This is a genomic window from Actinoplanes sp. CA-015351, from assembly GCF_050955685.1.
GTDB lineage: Bacteria > Actinomycetota > Actinomycetes > Mycobacteriales > Micromonosporaceae > Actinoplanes.
Genome location: NZ_CP192102.1, coordinates 4088641 through 4107330 on the forward strand (window position 1 = coordinate 4088641; position 18690 = coordinate 4107330).

At 70.8% G+C, this 18690-nt stretch carries 19 protein-coding genes; 5 read left to right on the forward strand and 14 right to left on the reverse strand.

From position 1 onward, the window contains the following. Positions 1 to 111 precede the first annotated feature (111 nt). The 3 genes from ACQP2E_RS18735 to ACQP2E_RS18745 are packed head-to-tail and all read right to left on the reverse strand — an operon-like array spanning position 112 to position 4214. Positions 112 to 1248 carry a type III PLP-dependent enzyme gene (locus ACQP2E_RS18735; RefSeq protein ID WP_433833385.1) on the reverse strand — a complete coding sequence of 379 codons (1137 nt, stop codon included), beginning with the start codon at positions 1246 to 1248 and terminating at the stop codon, positions 112 to 114. After that, positions 1241 to 2788 (reverse strand): IucA/IucC family protein, encoded by a 1548-nt coding sequence (locus tag ACQP2E_RS18740; RefSeq protein ID WP_433833387.1) that lies wholly within the window; start codon positions 2786 to 2788, stop codon positions 1241 to 1243. Before ACQP2E_RS18740 ends, ACQP2E_RS18735 begins: the two co-directional genes overlap by 8 nt. A 25-nt stretch (positions 2789 to 2813) precedes the next feature. Beyond that, positions 2814 to 4214 carry an IucA/IucC family protein gene (locus ACQP2E_RS18745; protein WP_433833389.1) on the reverse strand — a complete coding sequence of 467 codons (1401 nt, stop codon included), beginning with the start codon at positions 4212 to 4214 and terminating at the stop codon, positions 2814 to 2816. 149 nt (positions 4215 to 4363) lie between these two features. Here ACQP2E_RS18745 and ACQP2E_RS18750 point away from each other — a divergent pair, with 149 nt between their 5' ends. Together ACQP2E_RS18750 and ACQP2E_RS18755 are read left to right on the forward strand one after the other, a co-directional pair. Beyond that, a complete protein-coding gene (locus ACQP2E_RS18750; protein WP_433833391.1) occupies positions 4364 to 6034 on the forward strand; it encodes an FAD-binding dehydrogenase in 1671 nt (556 codons plus the stop codon). 80 nt (positions 6035 to 6114) lie between these two features. Beyond that, positions 6115 to 6834 carry a hypothetical protein gene (locus ACQP2E_RS18755; RefSeq protein ID WP_433833393.1) on the forward strand — a complete coding sequence of 240 codons (720 nt, stop codon included), beginning with the start codon at positions 6115 to 6117 and terminating at the stop codon, positions 6832 to 6834. A gap of 214 nt (positions 6835 to 7048) precedes the next feature. On the opposite strand, the gene ACQP2E_RS18760 is transcribed toward ACQP2E_RS18755, so the two are convergent. From ACQP2E_RS18760 to ACQP2E_RS18775, 4 genes are all read right to left on the reverse strand, one after another. Next, on the reverse strand, positions 7049 to 7198 hold the full coding sequence (locus ACQP2E_RS18760; RefSeq protein ID WP_433833395.1) for a CGNR zinc finger domain-containing protein: 150 nt from the start codon (positions 7196 to 7198) through the stop codon (positions 7049 to 7051). 223 nt (positions 7199 to 7421) lie between these two features. Beyond that, positions 7422 to 8393: an NAD-dependent epimerase/dehydratase family protein gene (locus tag ACQP2E_RS18765; protein WP_433833397.1), complete on the reverse strand. Its 972-nt coding sequence runs from the start codon at positions 8391 to 8393 to the stop codon at positions 7422 to 7424. 81 nt (positions 8394 to 8474) lie between these two features. Further along, positions 8475 to 8957: a heme-degrading domain-containing protein gene (locus ACQP2E_RS18770; protein WP_433833399.1), complete on the reverse strand. Its 483-nt coding sequence runs from the start codon at positions 8955 to 8957 to the stop codon at positions 8475 to 8477. Next, on the reverse strand, positions 8954 to 9718 hold the full coding sequence (locus tag ACQP2E_RS18775; protein ID WP_433833969.1) for a sulfite exporter TauE/SafE family protein: 765 nt from the start codon (positions 9716 to 9718) through the stop codon (positions 8954 to 8956). The genes ACQP2E_RS18770 and ACQP2E_RS18775 overlap by 4 nt, the downstream gene beginning before the upstream one ends. Before the next feature lie 117 nt (positions 9719 to 9835). Between ACQP2E_RS18775 and ACQP2E_RS18780 the strand changes: the two genes are divergently transcribed. Further along, positions 9836 to 10612, forward strand: coding sequence for an endonuclease/exonuclease/phosphatase family protein (locus ACQP2E_RS18780; protein ID WP_433833401.1), 777 nt, complete (start codon positions 9836 to 9838; stop codon positions 10610 to 10612). Here the strand turns inward: ACQP2E_RS18780 and ACQP2E_RS18785 are convergent. Beyond that, positions 10576 to 11091, reverse strand: a complete 516-nt coding sequence (locus tag ACQP2E_RS18785; RefSeq protein ID WP_433833403.1) for a GNAT family N-acetyltransferase — start codon at positions 11089 to 11091, stop codon at positions 10576 to 10578. The genes ACQP2E_RS18780 and ACQP2E_RS18785 overlap by 37 nt on opposite strands. A gap of 65 nt (positions 11092 to 11156) precedes the next feature. Here ACQP2E_RS18785 and ACQP2E_RS18790 point away from each other — a divergent pair, with 65 nt between their 5' ends. Both ACQP2E_RS18790 and ACQP2E_RS18795 read left to right on the forward strand, forming a co-directional pair. Then, the gene (locus tag ACQP2E_RS18790; RefSeq protein ID WP_433833405.1) at positions 11157 to 11591 is read left to right on the forward strand and encodes a MarR family winged helix-turn-helix transcriptional regulator; all 435 of its coding nucleotides are present in this window, start codon (positions 11157 to 11159) and stop codon (positions 11589 to 11591) included. After that, a complete protein-coding gene (locus tag ACQP2E_RS18795; protein ID WP_433833407.1) occupies positions 11588 to 12007 on the forward strand; it encodes an organic hydroperoxide resistance protein in 420 nt (139 codons plus the stop codon). The genes ACQP2E_RS18790 and ACQP2E_RS18795 overlap by 4 nt, the downstream gene beginning before the upstream one ends. Positions 12008 to 12057: 50 nt before the next feature. On the opposite strand, the gene ACQP2E_RS18800 is transcribed toward ACQP2E_RS18795, so the two are convergent. The 6 genes from ACQP2E_RS18800 to ACQP2E_RS18825 form a co-directional block, all read right to left on the reverse strand. Beyond that, positions 12058 to 12906, reverse strand: a complete 849-nt coding sequence (locus ACQP2E_RS18800; protein ID WP_433833409.1) for a hypothetical protein — start codon at positions 12904 to 12906, stop codon at positions 12058 to 12060. 245 nt (positions 12907 to 13151) lie between these two features. After that, positions 13152 to 13508, reverse strand: a complete 357-nt coding sequence (locus ACQP2E_RS18805; protein WP_433833411.1) for a GntR family transcriptional regulator — start codon at positions 13506 to 13508, stop codon at positions 13152 to 13154. Further along, a complete protein-coding gene (locus ACQP2E_RS18810; RefSeq protein WP_433833413.1) occupies positions 13508 to 14881 on the reverse strand; it encodes an MFS transporter in 1374 nt (457 codons plus the stop codon). Before ACQP2E_RS18810 ends, ACQP2E_RS18805 begins: the two co-directional genes overlap by 1 nt. Before the next feature lie 69 nt (positions 14882 to 14950). Continuing rightward, positions 14951 to 15388: a hypothetical protein gene (locus ACQP2E_RS18815; RefSeq protein WP_433833415.1), complete on the reverse strand. Its 438-nt coding sequence runs from the start codon at positions 15386 to 15388 to the stop codon at positions 14951 to 14953. After that, positions 15385 to 17145, reverse strand: coding sequence for a dynamin family protein (locus ACQP2E_RS18820; protein ID WP_433833417.1), 1761 nt, complete (start codon positions 17143 to 17145; stop codon positions 15385 to 15387). The genes ACQP2E_RS18815 and ACQP2E_RS18820 overlap by 4 nt, the downstream gene beginning before the upstream one ends. Next, a complete protein-coding gene (locus ACQP2E_RS18825; protein ID WP_433833971.1) occupies positions 17133 to 18569 on the reverse strand; it encodes a dynamin family protein in 1437 nt (478 codons plus the stop codon). The genes ACQP2E_RS18820 and ACQP2E_RS18825 overlap by 13 nt, the downstream gene beginning before the upstream one ends. Between the last annotated feature and the right edge of the window lie 121 nt (positions 18570 to 18690).

The following is an 18690-nucleotide window of genomic DNA, read 5'->3' on the forward strand; positions in this document are numbered from 1 at the left end:
TTGACCTCTTCAGCCTAGAATCCTAGGATGCTGTACGAGTAGTGCGGCACGCCGCACCTCAACACAAAGGCATGAAGGACGGCTCCGCCGACTACCTGCAAACGAACCGGGTCAGAGGATTACGAACTCTGGGGGGTTGTGGCGCAGGAAGTCGTGGTGGGAGATGTCCCAGCCGTAGGCGCCGGTTCGGGGGAAGACCAAGAGGTCGCCTGCTTGGAGGGATGACACCTTCTGGCCTCGGGTCAGGACGTCTCTGGGGGTGCACAGTTCGCCTACGGCGTCGATCTCCACGTTGGCCACCGACGGGCGATCGTAGGGGCGGTCCCAGGATGGCACCGGGAAGACGGTGAACGGGTGGCTGTAGCCCCAGGCGGCCGGCAGTCGGAAGTGGTGGGTGCCGCCTCGCAGTACGGCGAAGGTTCGGCCGTGGGTGGTCTTCAGGTCGAGGACCTCGGTGGCGTACCAGCCTGCGTCCGCGGTCAGCCAGCGGCCGGGCTCCAGGATCAGTTCGATGCCTGGGGGGACGGACACACCCGACAAGGCTGATATGTCCATTGAGGCCGAGGACGTGTAGTCGACGCCGAGGCCGCCTCCTGCGTTCACCACGTGCAGCGGGATTCCGTACGAACGGGCCGTCGACATGGACCAGGTGATCGCTTCGGTGAGGAAGGCGGCGTGGGCGGCGCCGTCGAGGTTGTTGGAGACGGCGTGCAGGTGGAAGCCGATGACGCGCAGGCCCGGGGGCACGTCGGCGAGGACGGCGCCGAGCTGGCTCGAGTCGATGCCGAACGGGGTGGGTGTGCCGGTCATGCTGTGGCTGCCCCGGAGCGACGAGCCGGCCCGGTTCACTCGGACGCAGATGTCGGCCGAGAGGCCCAGGCCGGCCATGCGGCGCATTTCGAAGGCGCTCTCCACGTTGATCAAGGCGCCTGCGGTGACCGCTGCGGCGAGTTCGGCGTCAGTTTTGCCGGGGCCGCCGAAGACGATGCGGCGGGCGCCGGCCGAGACCGCCAGGGACAGTTCGCCGCCGGACGCTACTTCCAGGCCGTCAGCTTCTTGCGCGAGGGTGGCGATCACTGACGGGTGGCCGTTGGCTTTTACGGCGTACAGGAATGTCGCTCGTGGGGGGAGTGCTGAGCGCAGCATGCGCGCGCGGGTGACCAGGGTCTGGGTGTCGTAGAGGTATGCGCAGGCCGGTGCCGTGAGGCGGCGGAGCGCTGCGGTGACGTGGGCGGGGAGCTCAGCCATGCAGGGGGTTGCTGACCGGGATGTAGATGTCGCCGTCGCCTGCGAGGCGCATCCGGACGAGGGCTTTGTGGGGGATGGCCGGGGCGATGTAGAAGGCGTGGTCGGGGTGGCCGGCGATGGCGTCGTCGATGACGGTGCGGATGATGCGCCAGGCGTGGTCTTCGGGCAGGTCGTGGGATTGCTGCAGGCGGATGACGAGTTCGCCGAGGTGGGCTTGCAGGGCGGTGTATCCGAGTTTGGCGCGCAGGGTGTCGTCGTCGTCGGTGCCGATGACGGAGCCGGGCCAGAGGTCGAGGTGGTGTCCGGCTTCGGCGAGGCGGCGGGGGTGCAGGCGCAGGCCGGCGAAGTCGCGCAGGGCCAGGCGGTGCGGGCGGCCGTTGATGAAGGTGGGCAGGCAGTTCTGCAGGTGGGCTTCGAGGGCTACGCCTCGGGTGGCGAGGCGGAGCAGGGGTGGCAGGAGCAGCCGGGTGTATTCGGTGAGCCAGGCGGCGGGGGTGAGGCCGGAGGCGGTGACGAGGCCGGCGATGACGGTGGTTCCGGTGGCGGGGTCGTGGGCGGGGAGGGCGCCGCCGGGTACGGCGTGTTCGCCGGGTTGCAGGAGTGAGGTGAGGCCGGCGCGGGTGATGGCGCCGAGGTCGCGGCCGCTGCCCGCGGGTACGGCGGCGCCGCCGGTTTCGGCCATCAGGATGAGGCGGTGGCCGTCGGGGTCGTCGGCGGTGAGGCGGTGGAGCAGGTCGGAGAGGGCGGGGCCGTTGCGGGTGGAGGCGACGCTGATGCTGCGGCGGGTGGACGTGACCTGGATGTCGAGGGAAACCTTGACATATACGGATTTGTCCGGGAGGAAGAGCGTACGGAGTGCGGCGGTGGGCACGGCTGGCAGTTCGCCGTCGACGATGCGCAGGATGCCGGCGGTGAACAGGTCTTCGTATCGGTGTCGGACCAGGTCGAACTGCCAGGCGTGCACGGGCTGGCTGCGGTATCCGGCGGGCGCTTCGGGTAGTCCCAGCAGAACGCCGAGATCGTCGCCGAGGTGGTGGTCGTCGCGGACCGCTACGAATTTGATCGCGGTGTGGCCGGCTTCGACGTCGTGGGCGAGGACGTCGCCGGTGTCCCAGCCGAGGCGGGTGCGGCCGCAGGGGTGCAGGTTGTGGCCGGCGACGGCGAGGCGTTCGAGCCGGATGGCGTCGAGGTCGGGGTTTTCGTCAGTGTTTAACGGAGAAAATCGTGACAGGGCGACCGCGAGATTGATCACCGCGTTACGGATCTCCGCGGCGAACGGCCCGTTGTCGATGCCCGCCAACAAGTCCACCGGATCGTTGACCCCTGCCACCGGATATTCCACCCGGTTGAAAGCGTGCTGGGTTCCGCCGACGACGGCAGGGGTGAGGCCTTCACGCACGAGCGCGGCCCGCAGCCTCCTTCCCACCGTGTCCGCCGCGTGCGGCAGGCTGCGGGTGAACCCGTCCACCAGCTCGGGCGCGTGAACGGCGAGTGCGGCCTCGGTGTGCGAGGCCGCGGCGGCGAGTCGTCCGGTACTCACACTGCGGATGATCATTGGTTGCCTCTCACGCCGCCATCGGGTTCTGCTGGTGGGTCCAGATGTCGTGGAGCGGGTCGTCGGCGAGTCGCATGGCGGTGGTCGCTTTGACCGGCAGGGGTTCGCTGAGCAGGGCTTCGGTGTCGGCCGACGGGTCGGCGCGCATCGCCTTGGCGAGGGTCTGCCACAGCAGGGCGGGGTCGGCGTCGAGTCCGTCGATGATCTGGGTGGCGACGGTGCCAAGGGCGGCCGCGGCGAGTTTGGTGCGTAGTTCGGTCTCGTCGTCGGTGGGCAGGTCGCCGATGATCTCGGGGGTGTCGAGTCCGGCGGCGCGCAGCCGGCCGGCGTGCACGCGCACGCCGCCGAGGTCGCGGTAAAGAACCCGTTCTGGTTCGCCGTTCTTCAAAACCAAGATCGTGTTCTGTCCGTGCGCCTCCAGCGCGACGCCGCGTTCCAGCACGCGCGCCAGCGGCGCGAACAGCACTCTGCCGAGTTTCTCCACCCATGGGTACGGGTCACCGGCCCGCTTCCAGGTGGCCAGGATGCCCAGGGGTACGGCGGTCTCGCCGGGTGCGAGTTTCGGCGCCTCGCGGATGAGGTGGGCGGCGCGGCGGTCCGGTCCGTCGTCGGTGATGACGGCGCCGGCGGCGGTCTCGGCGAGGATGTCGATGGGCAGGTCGGCGGTGATCCTCTGCAGCAGGGTGGAGAGGATCGGGCCGTTGTGGACGGCGGCCGGGGAGACGGTACGCACGGCGGAGGTCATCTGGATGTCGACGGCGGTTTTGATGTGTGGGCCGCCGCTGATCGGTGCGACGGTGCGCAGCGACATCAGCGGGCGTACCGGGCGGGTGACGCCGGCGTTCTGCAGCCACGGGTACTGGGCCAGCAGGCGGCCGGCTTGCCAGGGGTGGGCGTACAGGATGGGCTGGCCGGTGCCGTACCAGCGGTCGGCGGGAACGCGCAGGCGGCGCAGCCGGATCACGGTGCGGTGTTCGGGGGCGTACGCGAGAACGTCGGCGACGGTCATCCCGGTGCGGGTGCGGCAGCAGGGGTGCAGGGGGTGTCCGTCGACGAGGCTCTGTTCGATTTCGCCGAGGGTGCTTTTTTCGCTCATCGTGTCGAGGCGGGCGTCGGGGCGGGCGTCGGGGCGGGCGTTGGCGCGGGCCAGGGCGAGGTTGGCGACGCTGTTGTCGATTTCTGTCGTCAGGCGGCTGCCGGGCCAGCGTGTCTCGACCAGTTCGACCGGGTCGGTGGTGTCCGTCTTGTTCGCCGCGGCGGGGAGTGGCTCGCGATCGATTGCCTTCTTCAGGCGTTGCAGGATCGCTGCTCGGGCGCCGGGCAGGGCGGCGTCGTAGGCAGCCACCAGGTCGGGGCGCAGCGCGGTGAGTTCGGCGCGGGTCTGCGCGGTTCCGGCGGTCGGTGGTGGCACTCCTTCATTGTCCGGATCGGGGGCAGTGTTGTCGTTGTGGGGCTTCGCGGGGCGAGGGACGACACACTCGCTGTTTTCCCTGGGGCACCAAATCCGATAACTTCTCGTATTTGGGAGTGGCGTGAGTCACCGGTGAGGGGAAACAGGTCGTGGACGCTGATGTGATCGTCGTGGGTGCCGGACTGGCCGGGCTGGCCGCCGCACACGAGCTCACCGCCGCCGGCAAGAAGGTGGCGTTGCTCGACCAGGAGAACGCGGCGAATCTCGGCGGGCAGGCCTGGTGGTCGTTCGGCGGCCTGTTCTTCGTCGGCAGCCCCGAGCAGAAACGTGCCCGGATCACCGACAGCATCGAGCTGGCCTGGTCGGATTGGCAGGCGTCGGCCGGGTTCGACCGGGTCGCCGACGAGGACTCCCAGGCGGTGAAGTGGGCGCGGGCGTACGTCGAGTTCGCCGCCGGTGAGAAACGGTCGTGGCTGTCGTCGCTGGGGCTGAGCTGGCTGCCGTTCGCCGGCTGGGCCGAGCGCGGCGATCTGCGGGCCGACGGTCACGGCAACTCGGTGCCCCGGTTCCACATCACCTGGGGTACGGGCACCGGCGTGGTCGCACCGTTCGTGGCGTCCGCTCTGGCCGCTTCCGAGAAAGGGCTGCTCGATTTCCACCACCGGCACCGGGTCGACGAGCTGATCGTCGAAGGCGGCGCTGTGGTGGGGGTGCGCGGTGCGCTGCTGGCACCGGACGACGCGGCCCGGGGTGTGTCGTCGAACCGGGACGTCACCGGGGACTTCGAGCTGCGCGCCCAGGCGGTGATCGTGACGACCGGTGGGATCGGCGCCAACCACGACCTGGTACGCCAGTACTGGCCGGCCCGGCTCGGCACCGCCCCGACGAAAATGATCACCGGGGTTCCGGCGTACGTCGACGGCCGGATGCTCGGCATCGCCGAAGAGGCCGGGGCGCGGCTGGTCAACCGGGACCGGATGTGGCACTACACCGAGGGTGTGCAGAACTGGAACCCGGTGTGGCCCAGCCACGGCATCCGGATCCTGTCGGCGCCGTCGCCGATGTGGTTCGACGCGCTCGGCCGGCGGCTGCCCGCCCCGTACTTCCCCAGTTACGACACGCTGGGAACTCTTCGTCACTTGCGCACGACGCCGGACATCGCACCGTACGACCACTCGTGGTTCATCCTGTCGCAGCGCATCATCGAGAAGGAGTTCGCGCTGTCGGGCTCCGAGCAGAACCCGGACCTGACCGCGTCGGACCGCAAGGGGTTCATCAAGGAGCGGCTGTTCGGCAAGGGCGCGCCGGCCCCGGTGGAGGCGTTCAAGCAGCACGGCGCCGACTTCGTCGTCGCCGGCACCCTGGAGGAGCTGGTCGCCGGGATGAACAAGCTGACCGACGAACCACTGCTGGACGCGGCAGCGGTGCGGGCGCAGATCGTGGCCCGGGACGGCCAGGTGGCGAACAAGGTCAGCAAGGACGCCCAGATCCAGGGCATCCACAACTCGCGGCGCTACATCGGCGACAAGATCGGGCGGACCGCGACGCCGCACCGGATCCTGGACCCGGCGGCGGGCCCGCTGATCGGCGTGAAGCTGCACATCCTGACCCGCAAGACCCTCGGCGGCATCCAGACGGACCTGGACTCGCGGGCGCTGGATCCGTCCGGCGTACCGCTGCCGGGCCTGTATGCGGCGGGTGAGGTCGCCGGGTTCGGCGGCGGGGGCGTGCACGGGTACAACGCGCTGGAGGGCACCTTCCTGGGCGGCTGCCTGTTCTCCGGCCGCAACGCGGGCCGGCACGCCGCCCGCACACTCTGATCGGCCATCCGGCCGCCGCCCACGCACCAGAATCAGGTGCATGGGCGCGGTCGCGGTGTGGTTGCGATAGAACGGCAGGTGTGACGCCCTCCTTCGACGCCCGCGCTCTGCTGGACCGGCCCGCGTTCTGGGCGGTGCATCTGGGCCTGTCCCTCGGTGATGAGCTCGACGACGAGCTGGCGGCGCTGTTCGGGGTCGGCGTGGGGCTGATCCGGGGCACCTACCTGCGGCTGACCGACACGGCCGGCTGGCCGGTGTTCGCCGCGGGCGGCGGGCTGTCGGTCGTTTACCGCAACGAAGAGGACGAAGCGGGCGTCGACTATCTCCTGTCCACGGGCGGCGGCGCGACCATCACGCTCGGGGTCGCCGAAGGTGTACCGGACGGCCCGGGCCTGTCGTGGCCCGAGCTGCAGGCCGTGGCCGCCCAGCAGCCGGACGAGCTGGCCCAGGCCAGGACGTTGCTCCTGCTGGCCCCGCTGCTCGGTGACAACACTCTGCTCATCACCGGGCAGGTTGGCTCAGCGGAGCGGGCCGAACTCGCCGGCTCTGATGGCCGGTCTTGGCCGCCAGCGCCGATGTCGCCGGCCGTGCTGGCGTGGGCGCTGCGCCGTGTCGGGGTGGCCGGCGATGTCACGGTGATCGCCGGCCGTTTGGTCGCCGCTCAGCCGGCCCGGTGGCGCGACGAGGCCGGGGTCCGGGTCTGCGACCACGCCGGAAGCACCCGCAATCCACACAGTGCGAGAGCGCTGACCAGCGACGATCTGCGCACCGTTTCCGCGCTGGTGTCCCCACCCGCCTGACGGCGATCGGACTCGCCAGCGGGTCGCTCAGCTCGATCCTGTCGAGTTGTGCGGACCGTTCGCGTCAAACTCCTCAAGATCGGCCAGCCATCGGCGGGGCCCACTCGATCTTGAGGAGTTGTGCTGACCCGTGTCCGCGTCAGTCAACAAGATCGCCGACGGGCGCGCGTGCACCTGCCGGTCTCCATGCGAGTGAACGCTTCTGGACGACGCACTAGGGTGCCGGCGTGGTGGTGCGGCGGCGGGCTGTCTGGCGGCGGATCTTGGCCTCGGTGCCGCAGTCGTCCATGCTGCACCAGCGGCGGCTGTTGTTCTTGCTGGTGTCGAGGAGCAGGCCCCGGCAGCCGTCTGTAGAGGCGCACACCTTGATCCGCTCCAGCGGGCCGGTGGTGAGCAGTTTCGCGGCGGCGACCGCGGGCGGCCACCAGGCTCGGTGCAGATGGTCGGCGGGCAGGCTCCAGACGAAGAGAGTTTAGCCGCATCGCCCGGTGCTGCCCGAGGCCGGTGCCCGGGTGAGTCATTCCGCCCTGCCCGGCGCTCCGGTGATTGCTGAAGCGCAACCGGGGTGGCCGGCCTGCCTGGGCGACTCAGAGGAGTTTCTGTTCCACGGCCGGGTCCAGGCCCAGCGCCGGGCGGTCGGGGCGGTGGGGGGCGTCGCCCGGTAGTGACGACAGCCAGGTCCAGGTGTCGGTGATGGTGTCCTGGATCGGGCGGCAGTGCAGGCCCGCCGCCAGCGCGCGGGAGACGTCGCCCTGGTGCAGGAACCGGTGCAGGTTGCCCGGGGGCAGCCAGATCGGCAGCTGGGTCCACGGGGCGATGCCGGCGTCCAGGATGGTCTGCGGATCGGTCCAGCGCAGGTCGGCGTGGCCGCCGGTGACCGCGTTGGCGGTGTCGAGGAGTTCGCCCATGGTGGTGTGGCCGGGGGCGCTGACCACGTTGTACGGCCCGGTGAGACCGGCCTCGGCTGCTGTCAGCACGAAGATGGCCAGGTCGCGGGCGTCGACGTACTGCAGCGGCAGGTCGCGGGGGCCGGGCGCGAGGGTGGGGCCGCCGCGTTCGAGGCGGCGCAGCCACCAGGGCAGGCGGCCGATGTCCTCGTGCGGGCCGAGGATCAGGCCGGCGCGGGCGAACAGCACCGGGCCGGCGAAACGCTCGGCGGCGGCCTCGCCGCGCAGTTTGTCGCCGGCGTAACCGGGATCGTCGAGGGCGACCAGCGGCGCGGTCTCGTCGAGAGCGGCGGCCGGTCCGGTCTCGTCGATGGGGTGGACCGAGCGGCTGGAGATGTAGGTGTAGTGGGCGGCATGCCCCGCCAGGACTTCGGCTGCGGCGGCGACCACGTCGGCGTTCGCGGACCAGGTGTCGACCACCGCGTCCCAGGAGCCGCCCGGCAACGCTGCCAGGCCGCCGGCTGTGGTGCGGTCGCCGACGAGCAGGCGGGCGCCCGCGACCGGGTCACGGAGGCCTCGGTTGAACACCGTCACGTCGTGGCCGTGGGCGATCGCCTCGGTGGCGACCGCCCGTCCTACGAAACCGCTGCCGCCCAGGACCAGAATCCGCATGCGCCGAGCCTGCCCGACCGTGCCGGCTTATCGCGACAACATCTGCCGACAGCAGATTCAGCGGGCGGCGCAATCAATCGATCACTGGTGCGGGGTCAGCAGCAGCGATTCGATGGCCTCGACGACGAGCGCGTGGTCGTCGGCTTGCGGCAGCCCCGAGACGGTCACTACGCCGATGATGCCAGCGCCGGTTACGCGTACCGGGAAAGCGCCGCCGTGAGCGGCGAAGAGGGCGGGGTCGACGCCCAGCTCAGCCCCCAGGGTCTGGCCTTTGGCGGCGAGGCGGCGGCCGACCAGGAAGCTGGACGCGCCGAAGCGGTAGACGACGCGGACCTTGCGCTCGATCCAGGCGTCGTTGTCGGCGGTGGCACCGGGCAGGCCCGCGTGGAACAGCTGCTGCTGGCCGTGGCGGATGTCGACGGCGACCGGCAGGGTGCGTTCGGTGGCGAGGTTGACCAGCAGGCAGCCCAGCGCCCAGGCGTCGCCGGCGTCGAAGCGGGGGAAGACGAGGCGCTGTTCCTGCTCCTCGATCGAAGCGATCAGGGTGGTGAGGTCGTCGGTCATGCCATGAGTCTGTACTGGTCCCAGCCGAGCTTGACGATCAGGGCCAGCACCACGGCCAGCAGGATGACCCGGACGAAGCCGGCGCCGCGGCGCAGCGCCATCCGCGCGCCGAGCACCGCGCCGGCGATGTTCGCGAGCGCCATGCCGGCGCCGAGCAGCCAGGCCACATGCCCGTTGTACGCGAAAACGACGAGCGCCCCGAGGTTCGTGGCCGTGTTGACGATCTTCGCCATCGCGGAGCCGTGCACGAAGTCGGCGCCGATCAGCGTGGTGAACGCGAGCACCAGGAACGTGCCGGTGCCGGGCCCGATCAGCCCGTCGTAGGCGGCGATGCCCGCACCGGCGACCGCGACCGCCAGCCCTCGCCGGATCCGCGTGCGTTTGGTGGCGTCCTCGTGCAGCCCCATCTGCGGGCGCACCGTCACGAACACGGCAACGGCGACGAGCACGATCAACACCACCGGACGGTACGCGCTCGCGGGGATCGCCCCGGCCAGGGCGGCGCCGCAGCCGGCACAGAGCAGGGCGAGGCCGGCGGCCGGGCCGGCCACCGCCCAGTCGATCTTCGTCTGGCGGGCGTAGGTGAGCGCGGCGGTGCTGGTGCCGCAGATCGCGGCGAGCTTGTTCGTGCCCAGCGCGGTTGCCAGCGGCAGCTGCGGGGCGGCGACGAGCAGCGCGGGCAGCAGCAGCAGCCCGCCACCGCCGACGACCGCGTCGACCCAGCCGGCCGCGGCGGCGGCGATCAGCAGCGTGACGATCACTTGCGGCGGGCCCGCTGCAGCCAGATGCCGAGCCACGCACCCACCACGAAGATCATCGCGCTGCAACAGAGCGCCTTGGTGAACATCGGCTTCCCCCGGTTGGCTAGGGTCGACCCCGTGCGCCTGGCCACCTTCAACCTGTTGCACGGCAGATCGTTGTCCGACGGCACGGTACACGCCGACCGGATCAGCGCCGCCGTCGCCGACCTGGACGCCGACGTGCTGGGGTTGCAGGAGGTGGACCGGGCGCAGCCGCGCAGTGGCAGCCTCGACCTGACCGCCCTGGCCGCCTCGGCCATCGGGGCGACCCATCACCGGTTCGCCGCGGCGGTGGTCGGCACGCCCGGGCAGAGCTGGGAGCCGTGGCATTCCGGCGCGGACATCGCCCATCCGCAGTACGGGATCGCGCTGGTCAGCCGCTATCCGGTGTCGCGGTGGCAGATCACCGGGCTGCCGGCGGCGCCGATGCGCTCACCGGTGTACGTGCCCGGCGGCGGATTGCTGCTGCTGCGCGACGAGCCGCGGGTGCTGCTCGCCGCCGTCGTGGAGACGCCGGACGGGCCGGTGACGGTCGCCACGACGCACCTGTCGTTCGTACCCGGGTGGAATGTGCGGCAGCTGCGCGCGGCAGTGCGCGCGTTACGCGCCCTGCCCGCGCCTCGGGTGCTGCTCGGTGACCTGAACATGCCGGCCGGGCCGGCCCGCGCGTTCACCGGCTGGAAGCCCCTGGCCCGGGCGGCGACGTTCCCCAGCCCGTCGCCGCAGACCCAGCTCGATCATGTCCTGGCCGACCCGCGGGGTGCGGCGGCGCTGGGCCGGGTCGTGCAGGTCAGGACACCGGCCGGACCGGTCAGTGATCACCGGCCGCTGGTGGTCCGATTCGACCGCAGGTAGACGTCCTCCAGGCCGTCCTCCGGATCCCACTGCTCGCCGATCTTGAAGAAGCCGAAGCCGGCGATGGTGGCCTTCGAGCCGGCGTTGTCCGGGCGGATGCTGGCGCGGACCCCGCTCACGCGCTCGTCGGCGTCGACCCGGGCCAGCAGCTCGGTGAGCATCGCGCGGGCGTGGCCGCGGCGACGGTACGCGGGGTCGACCGAGTAGGCGACCTCGACCACACCGTCCTCGTCCGGTGGGCCGTGGAAACCGCCGTGACCGACGACGATCTCCTCGTCGTTGTCGGTGGCCACCGCCGCGCGGGCGATCCACTCGGCGTTCTGCGGGTTCTTCTCGATGTCGGCCAGGCGGATCTCCCAGAGCCAGCGTTCGTCGGCCAGGTACTGGCTCAGCCGGAAACCGGCCTCGGCACTCGCGGCGTCGAGATCCCCGGCGATGAGCGCCTGCAGGGCGGCGGGGGAGAGCTTCACAAAGCGCATTCCGGCATGTTATCCACGACACGGTTCGGTTGTGCACAACTGAATTGGGAACTACTGTTTCGGCCATGAAGGCGAGCACGGCTCTGGACGACATGATCTGCTTCCAGCTCTACGCGGCCAGCCGAGGCATGACCGCGTTGTACCGGCCGCTGCTCGACCCGCACCACCTGACCTACCCGCAATACCTGGTGCTGCGCGTGCTCTGGCACGACGGCCCCACCACCGTGCGCGATCTCGGCCGGGTCCTGGCCCTGGACAGCGGCACTCTCTCGCCGCTGCTCAAGCGCCTTGCCGCGCTCGGCCTCGTCGAGCGGACCCGGTCCGCCGACGACGAGCGCGTCGTGATCGTGCACACCACCGACGACGGCGCCGCCCTGCAAAACCGGATCGGCGACCTCACCCCTCAGCTCGTCTGCGGCACCGGGCTCGACCTCGACGAGCTCACCCAGCTGCACGCGCTGCTCCACAAGGCACGAACCCCTCGAAAGGACCTCGCATGAGCGCCATCTACACCGCCTCGGCCACCGCCTCCGGCGACGGACGCAACGGTCACGTCCGCTCCAGCGACGGCGTTCTCGACTTCGACCTCGCCGTTCCGAAGGAGATGGGCGGCCCCGGCGGCGCCCTGACCAACCCGGAGCAGCTGTTCGCCGCCGGATACGCGGCCTGTTTCCACAGCGCCCTCAAGCTGGTCGCCGGCAAGCAGAAGATCACCCTGGTGGACACCGCGATCACCGTGGACGTCGGCATCGGCGCGCTGCCCAGCGGCGGCTTCGGCCTGAACGTGGTCATCGAGGCCGAACTGCCCGGCCTGGACGAGGCCACCGCGCGCGGGGTGCTCGACGCCGCCCACCAGGTGTGCCCGTACTCCAACGCCACCCGGGGCAACGTCGAGGTTGTGCTCAACCTCGCCTGAGGCTGCTTTGCTGCCGGGCTGCGTCCTTGCCGCGGCCCGGCAGCACGCCGTCACCAGAACTTGGCCAGTGGCGGTAGCCAGCCGGTGACCGCATGGGCAGCGTCGTGCGGCCCGAAGAAGCCGTCCTCCAGCTCCTTCGTGGGTGGGGACGTGCCGGCGATGACCAGGTGCTCGTCCAGCGCGAACTCGAAGGAGATCGACCACTGCTCGTGGCCGCCGTCCCACAGCGTCGCGTGGCTGCACACGTGCGGTTCCAACACCGTGAACTGGACGATCCGGCCCTGCGCCGACCACCGCCGCAGCCGCTCGCCGTCGGTGACCAGCGTGAGATCAAGATCGGTCACCACGGTCCAGCTACCGCCCCGCTGCGACGGCCCGGCATCGTAACCGGGCAGCAGCCGCTGGACCTCGTCGACCGTACGGCCCTCGAACAGCACGAAACAGCCGGCCCAGCTCGGCGGTGGGGGCGGGGGCGGTGCCGGGACCACGGACAGCCGCAGCACCACGTTGCCGTTGTCGTTGAAGGGCAGGTCACGTCCGGGGATGGCCACCGTGTGCACCGGCCAGACGACCGCGTCGAATCCGCCGTTCGGCGTCGTCTCGGTCGCCTCCACGACCAGGTCGTCACCGTCGATCAGGATGCGGTCGATGACCAGGTCGAAGCCCGTGCAGGGGCGGGATCCGAGCGACACCACGACGACGGCCTCGGTGGCGAGATCGACCGCCGGGGCAGGCGTCAGCACCGGCTCACCGTCGGCGGTGAAAACGCGACCGGTCACCGTACGCCAGTGCGCGACGAAGGCGTCGGTGTCGCGGATCAGGAAGGCAACCTCAGACCGCCCGGAGCCGACCATGGCCACGTCACCCCGGTGCAACGTCCGGTACCACAGCGTCGACACCGCGGCAGCTTAGCCCGGCGCAGACTCGCCGGAGAGATCGCCGGGCCGCTTATGGCTGCGCCTCCGCGGGGACGAAGTCGACACGCTGGGCGTGGATCGCGTGTTCGTGTTGATGTGAGGTTCGATGCGCACCCGAACTCCACACACGAATCGCTCGTCGGGGCGGGCCGTCGCTCAGGGTGATTATGTCGCGGGGGACTCTTGGCCAGCGCGGCTGCTGCGGTTGTCCAGCCCGTGACGCGTACCTATTGGTGGAGAGCGGCCTGGACCAGCGCCAAGGCCTGGTCGGGCGGGACGCCCAGCGCGCGGATCTGTGCGGCGTAAGCCGCGGCGGCTTGTTGCGCCAAGCGGGAGGTGCCCGCGGCGCGTGAGGTGATCACCGTGCCGGCGCGGCCGCGGGTCTCGACCAGGCCGGCGTGCTCGAGTTCGCGGTAGGCGCGGGCGACGGTGTTCGCGGCCAGGCCCAGGTCGGTGGCGAGCTGGCGGACCGGGGGCAGTTTCGTGCCGGCCGCGAGTTCCCCGGCCGCCGCCAGAGCGGCGATGCTCAGGCGCACCTGCTCGAACGGCGGGACCGGGGAGTCCTGGTCGATGGTGATGTTCATCAGAGCAGTCTGGGGGGTGTGTTGCCGACCGCGGTGATGGCCCGCCGCAGCGGGACGAACGCGAGCAGCACGCCACCGACCACGAAGAAGATCATCAGGGAGATGATGCCGGCGCGGTAGCTGTTGGTGAGCTGGAAGATCAGGCCGAAGAAGAGCGGGCCGAGCCAGCTGGTGCCCTTGTCGGAGATTTCGTAGAAGCCGTAGTACTCGCCTTCGCGGCCTTCCGGGATGAGCTGGGAGAACAGGCTTCGCGACAGGGCCTGGCTGCCGCCCATGACCAGGCCGATGCCGGCGCCGAGCAGCATGAACGGCAGCGGTTCGCCCTCCGGCAGCCAGTAGGCGGCGGTCACCACGACCAGCCACAGCGCCAGGCTCAGCAGGATCGTCTTGCGCGCGCCGATCCGGGTGGCGAGCGCGCCGAGCAGCAGCGCGCCGCCGAACGCCAGGAACTGCACGATCAGGATCGTGACGATCAGCGTGGACTGGTCGAGTTTGAGTTCCTCGGTGCCGAACTGGCTGGCCAGCGCGATGACGGTCTGGATGCCGTCGTTGTAGATCAGGTAGGCGCCGAGGAAGAACAGCGTCAGCGGGTAGGCGCGCATCGCCTTGATGGTGTGCCCGAGCTGCTTGAACCCGTCGGTCAGCACGTTGCCTCGCTGCACCTCGCTCGCTTGCGCTCCCGGGTGCTCCTTCAACCACAGCAGGGGTACGAGGGTGAAGGCCGCCCACCACACACCGGCCGAGACGATCGACCAGCGGGCCAGGTCCAGGGTGCGCTGCGGGTTGCCGTCCTCGGCGAGCATCGTCACCGCGACCAGGTTCAGCAGCAGCAGCACACCGCCGCCGAGGTAGCCGATCGCCCAGCCCCGGCTGGAGATCTTGTCGCGTTCGTCCGGGCCGGCCAGCTGCGGCAGGAACGAGTTGTAGACCACGATCGCGGCGCCGAACGAGATGTTCGCGATCAGGAACAGCAGCCCGCCGAGCAGGTACCGGTCCCCGGTGACGAATCCGATGCCGATCGTCGCGGCGGCGCCGGTGAACGCGGCGCCGGCCAGCAGCGGCTTCTTGCGCGGGGCGCGGTCGGCGATCGCACCCATCACCGGCAGCACGAACACGGTCAGCAGCACGGACAGGCTCACCAGGTACGCGTAATAGGATCCGGCCGCCACCGGGATGCCGAACGGGCGGACCGTGCCCTCGCAGTCGTCGGCGTCGATCGCGCAGCCGGCCGCGAGTTCGGTGACAGTGGTCAGGAACGGCCCGAGGAACACGGTGATGACCGTGGTGGAGAACGCCGAGTTCGCCCAGTCGTAGAAGTACCAGCCGGTGCGTTCGCGCCTACCCGCTGCGGCGATGGTCGGTGTATCGGTCACGTGCGCTCCCCGGCGTTGATTTGTGCGCGCACATGATGTCACCTACTCGGCGTCATGGGGAGATGTGGATCACTGTTCATCGGGAGTCCACCAGCGGGCCAGGGCGGCTATCGCCGGGTCGTCGCTGTCGGCCAGGGCGGCGAAGTCGGCGGGGCCGCTGGTGTGGGCGTACGCGGCGAGTTCGTCCGGGGTGACCGGGTCGAGTGGCGCGGTGAAGCCGGTGGTGTCAGGGCTGCCCAGGGTGGTGGTGTCGATCCACGGGAAGCCGTCGACGGGTTCGGGGAGGTCACCGATGTCGAGGGCGGGCGGGAAGAGGTCGGTGTCGGCGAGAGTTGCGGCCGGCTCGGCGATCTCGGGAATGTCCGGAGTTTCGTGGATTTCCGGCATTTCGTGGGCCTCTTCGAAGTGGTGATTCTCGTCGAAGACCGGCTGGTCGATCTCGTGGTGAAGATCGTCCGGCACGTCGTGGTGATCGTCGAAGTCGAAGTCGCCCCAGTGGTCGGTCATCGCATGTTCTCCCGGTCCTCGTCGATCGGCGTAGGTGTCAAAGCCCGGGCCCGCAGCAGCGCCTCGTCGGCCTGCCGCAGCCGGGCGGCGGCCGCATCACGGTCCTGCTGCGCCGCCGCTCGTCGTTTCGCGCGCCCGGCGGCGTCCTCGGCCGCCGCCGCGTCGATCTCGGCGATCTGCGCGTCGATCTCGCGCAGCCGCCGCTCGATGGTGTCGTCCAGCGCCACCGACAGCGAGTACTGCAGGTCGGTGAACCGCTGGCTGATCTCGTCGGTCAGCGCCGCCCGGGCCTCGGCCAGCACGTCGCGCAGCCAGGTCTGTGCCTGGCGGCGGTCGTTGTGGACTTTGCGGCGGTACAGCACGTAACCGCCGGCGGCCAGACCCAAACCGATCCCGGCGAACGGCAGCAGCAGCCCGCCGGCGCCGCCGAGCGCCGCTATCCCCAGGGCCGCGCCCCGCCCGGCGACCAGGGCGATACCACCGGCGGAGAGCGCGATCAGCACGTTGTCGCTGGTGCCGCCGCGCGGCGGCACTGTGGACACGGCGTGCCGCAGGCTGATCGTGGCCCGGTCGGTGTCGACCAGGATCTGCTCGGCGATCTGCCGGGACGTGTCCTCCAGGCGTTCGGAGACGTCCGCGGCGATCGCCTGCAGCCGGGTATCAACCTCTTCCGGCAACCCGTCGGTGCCGGCTTTGTCGATGCGTTCGGACAGCTCGTGCTGGATCTCACCGATCCGGGTACGCAGATGCCCGACCGTGCCGACCCGGGCCCGCTGGATCTCGGTGGCCAGCCGCAGCGTGGCCTGGCGTGACTCGGTGCGTTTACGGGCGGCCAGGGCGTTGCGGTCGGCGCGGGCCGCCGCCTGACCGGCCGCGTCGGTGGTGGCCGCGCGCAGCCGGGCCTCGGCGTTGTCCTGCATCCGGGCCAGGTCACCGCGGGCGGCGCGCAGCACGTTGGACAGGCGCAGCTGGTGGCCGCGCCCGGCCAGCTCGATCAGGGCGAGTTGCAGGCCCTCGATCCGGGACTCGGTCTTGAGCTGCTCGTCGCCGCTGGTCAGGGCCAGTTCGGCCAGCCGCGACGACACCGGGAACCACGGAGCGGTGGCGAACCGCGGGGCGTGCGCCTGCAGCAGCTCGCGGTTGTCGGCGGCGATGGTCCGCCACTGCGGATACGCGTCGATCTTGGTGAGGGCGAAGACGACGGCGTCGACGCGTTCGGTGGCGGCGGCCAGGAAGTCCAGTTCGGGTTTCGACAGCGGCGCGGACGCGTCGGCGACGAACAGCAGGGCGGTGGCGCGGCGTACCGCGGCCAGCGCGATCGTGGCGTGCGCCGGATCGAGGCCGCCGGCGCCGGGAGTGTCGAGCAGGCTCAGGTACCGCAGCAGCGGCGCCGGGTGGGTGACCTCGATGCGGCGGGCGCGTTGCCGCCCGGTGGCCCACTCGGACAGGTCGGTGATCGCGATCTCCGCGCCGTCGGGGAGCCAGGCGGTTGCCTGATATTCGTCGCCCGGCACGAAGTCGAGGTAGGCAGCGGTGGCCACGGCCGCGTCCACCGGGGACAGACCGGGGACGCCGAGCAGCGCGTTGATCAGGGAACTTTTGCCGCGTTTGGTCTCACCGACGACGACCACGCTGGGGCGTACCAGGTGGGCGCGGCGCAGCTCGGCCAGGTCGGCTGCGGCGTCCGGGTCGCAGGTGCGCAGGTAGGCGAGGGTGTCGCGCACGGCGGTGTCGAGAACGACGGTCAGGTCTTGCACGATTTCACCTCGCTCTTGTCTGTTTCTTTCGACAGCAGGTGGAAGCCTCGGGAGGCGATCTGGGCCAGCCGCGCCTGGGCGGGGCGGGCGCCGTCGACCGCGTAGGCCCGCCAGCGCCCGGCTGCCGCGATCGCCGCGGTGGCCAGCTCACCGGCATCCGCGTCCGGCAGGCCGAGGATGATCCGGGGGTCGTCGGAGGTGGCCAGCCTGATCAGCTCCTGTTCCCAGGGTTGCGGCAGCGCCACGGTGCCGGTGGCGGCGCGCTGGGCGGCGTCGAGCAGCCGCAGCCGGTGATAGGCCGGGTCGCGCAGCGCGGACTCCAGCGCGTCACGCACCGTCGCCCGGTCGCGGGGGTCGGCGGTGAATCCGGCGAGGTGGTGCAGCCGGGTCAGCGCCCAGCCGGCTTTGATGGCGTCGCAGCGCCACCGGAACGTGCGGTCGACGGTGTCGCGCAGCCGGGCGAATCCTGATGCCGCGTACAGCCGGCGGATCAGCTCGCCGGTGCCGAGCTGCGGGTCGGCGGCGAGCTGGGCGCAGGCGAAGCCGATCCCGTACAGATCCAGGCGGGTCAGCAGCCGCTCGCGCACGCTCGCGCTGATCGGCGCCGGGCGGGTGCGGAACAGGTCGGCGGAGGCGAGCAGCAGGGTCAGCGACGCGGCCGGGAGCGCGGCCAGCGCCGCGAGCGCGTCGCGGTCCGCGGCCGTCAACCGGCCGGCCTCGGCGGTCTCGGCCAGCAGGGCGGCCACCGGCACGACATCGCCGACGGTACGCGCGAGAAGCCCCGCCTGCTGAACAGCGAGGGGTCCGGCGACCGGCCACGGGTCCCCGGCGCCGCCCACCAGGGTGTCGACTTTGCCGAGCACCCCGATGGCGTTGATCGGGCTGGTGGCGAGGCGCGCCGACGCGGTGTGGAACGACTCCAGGGCGGCCCGGTCGTCGGCGCGGACGGCCTGGGTGAAGACGTAGACGACGGCTTCGGCGGCGGTCACCTCGCCGGCGGAGTCCGGGTCGATGCCGACGGCCTGCTCGGCGCGTTCGCTGCTGGCCACGTCGGTGGACGCGAGGCCCGGGGTGTCGACGACGGTGAGATCGCGCAGCCGGTCGGAGGTGAGCGTCACATCGACGTACGCGATCCGGGCGGCCGGCACTCCGAGGCGGGCCGGGACCATGCCGTCCTCGTCGAGCGGCAGGCTGCGCCGGTCACCGTCGCGGGTGACGACATCGATGCGATCGGCGGGCCCGTAACGGAACCGGGTGACCACGCGCGTGCACTCACCCGCCGCTGTAGGGGCCACTCGACGACCGATCAGGGCGTTGACTAGTGTCGACTTTCCGGCTTTCAGGCGACCGGCGATGGCCACCCGTAACGGATCGTCAAGACGGTTTCCGATCTGTCGTACCTGCCCACCAGCATCGGAGGACATTTTCGTGACGATCTCGTGACAGAGAGTCGCGACGCCGGTGGTGAGGGGTCCGGTCACCACGACTCGTCAGCCGGCCGCACCGTCGGCGACAATGGCAAGACCGGGGCTGTCACCGTCACGA

What these genes read in the sequence shown, in the direction of transcription:
- ACQP2E_RS18790 (WP_433833405.1), top strand. Translation starts at nt 11,157, where the DNA reads ATGAAGGCGAGCACGGCTCTGGACGACATGATCTGCTTCCAGCTCTAC.
- ACQP2E_RS18805 (WP_433833411.1), bottom strand. Translation starts at nt 13,508, where the DNA reads ATGAACATCACCATCGACCAGGACTCCCCGGTCCCGCCGTTCGAGCAG.
- ACQP2E_RS18795 (WP_433833407.1), top strand. Translation starts at nt 11,588, where the DNA reads ATGAGCGCCATCTACACCGCCTCGGCCACCGCCTCCGGCGACGGACGC.
- ACQP2E_RS18815 (WP_433833415.1), bottom strand. Translation starts at nt 15,388, where the DNA reads ATGACCGACCACTGGGGCGACTTCGACTTCGACGATCACCACGACGTG.
- ACQP2E_RS18770 (WP_433833399.1), bottom strand. Translation starts at nt 8,957, where the DNA reads ATGACCGACGACCTCACCACCCTGATCGCTTCGATCGAGGAGCAGGAA.
- ACQP2E_RS18735 (WP_433833385.1), bottom strand. Translation starts at nt 1,248, where the DNA reads ATGGCTGAGCTCCCCGCCCACGTCACCGCAGCGCTCCGCCGCCTCACG.
- ACQP2E_RS18785 (WP_433833403.1), bottom strand. Translation starts at nt 11,091, where the DNA reads ATGCGCTTTGTGAAGCTCTCCCCCGCCGCCCTGCAGGCGCTCATCGCC.
- ACQP2E_RS18765 (WP_433833397.1), bottom strand. Translation starts at nt 8,393, where the DNA reads ATGCGGATTCTGGTCCTGGGCGGCAGCGGTTTCGTAGGACGGGCGGTC.
- ACQP2E_RS18825 (WP_433833971.1), bottom strand. Translation starts at nt 18,569, where the DNA reads ATGTCCTCCGATGCTGGTGGGCAGGTACGACAGATCGGAAACCGTCTT.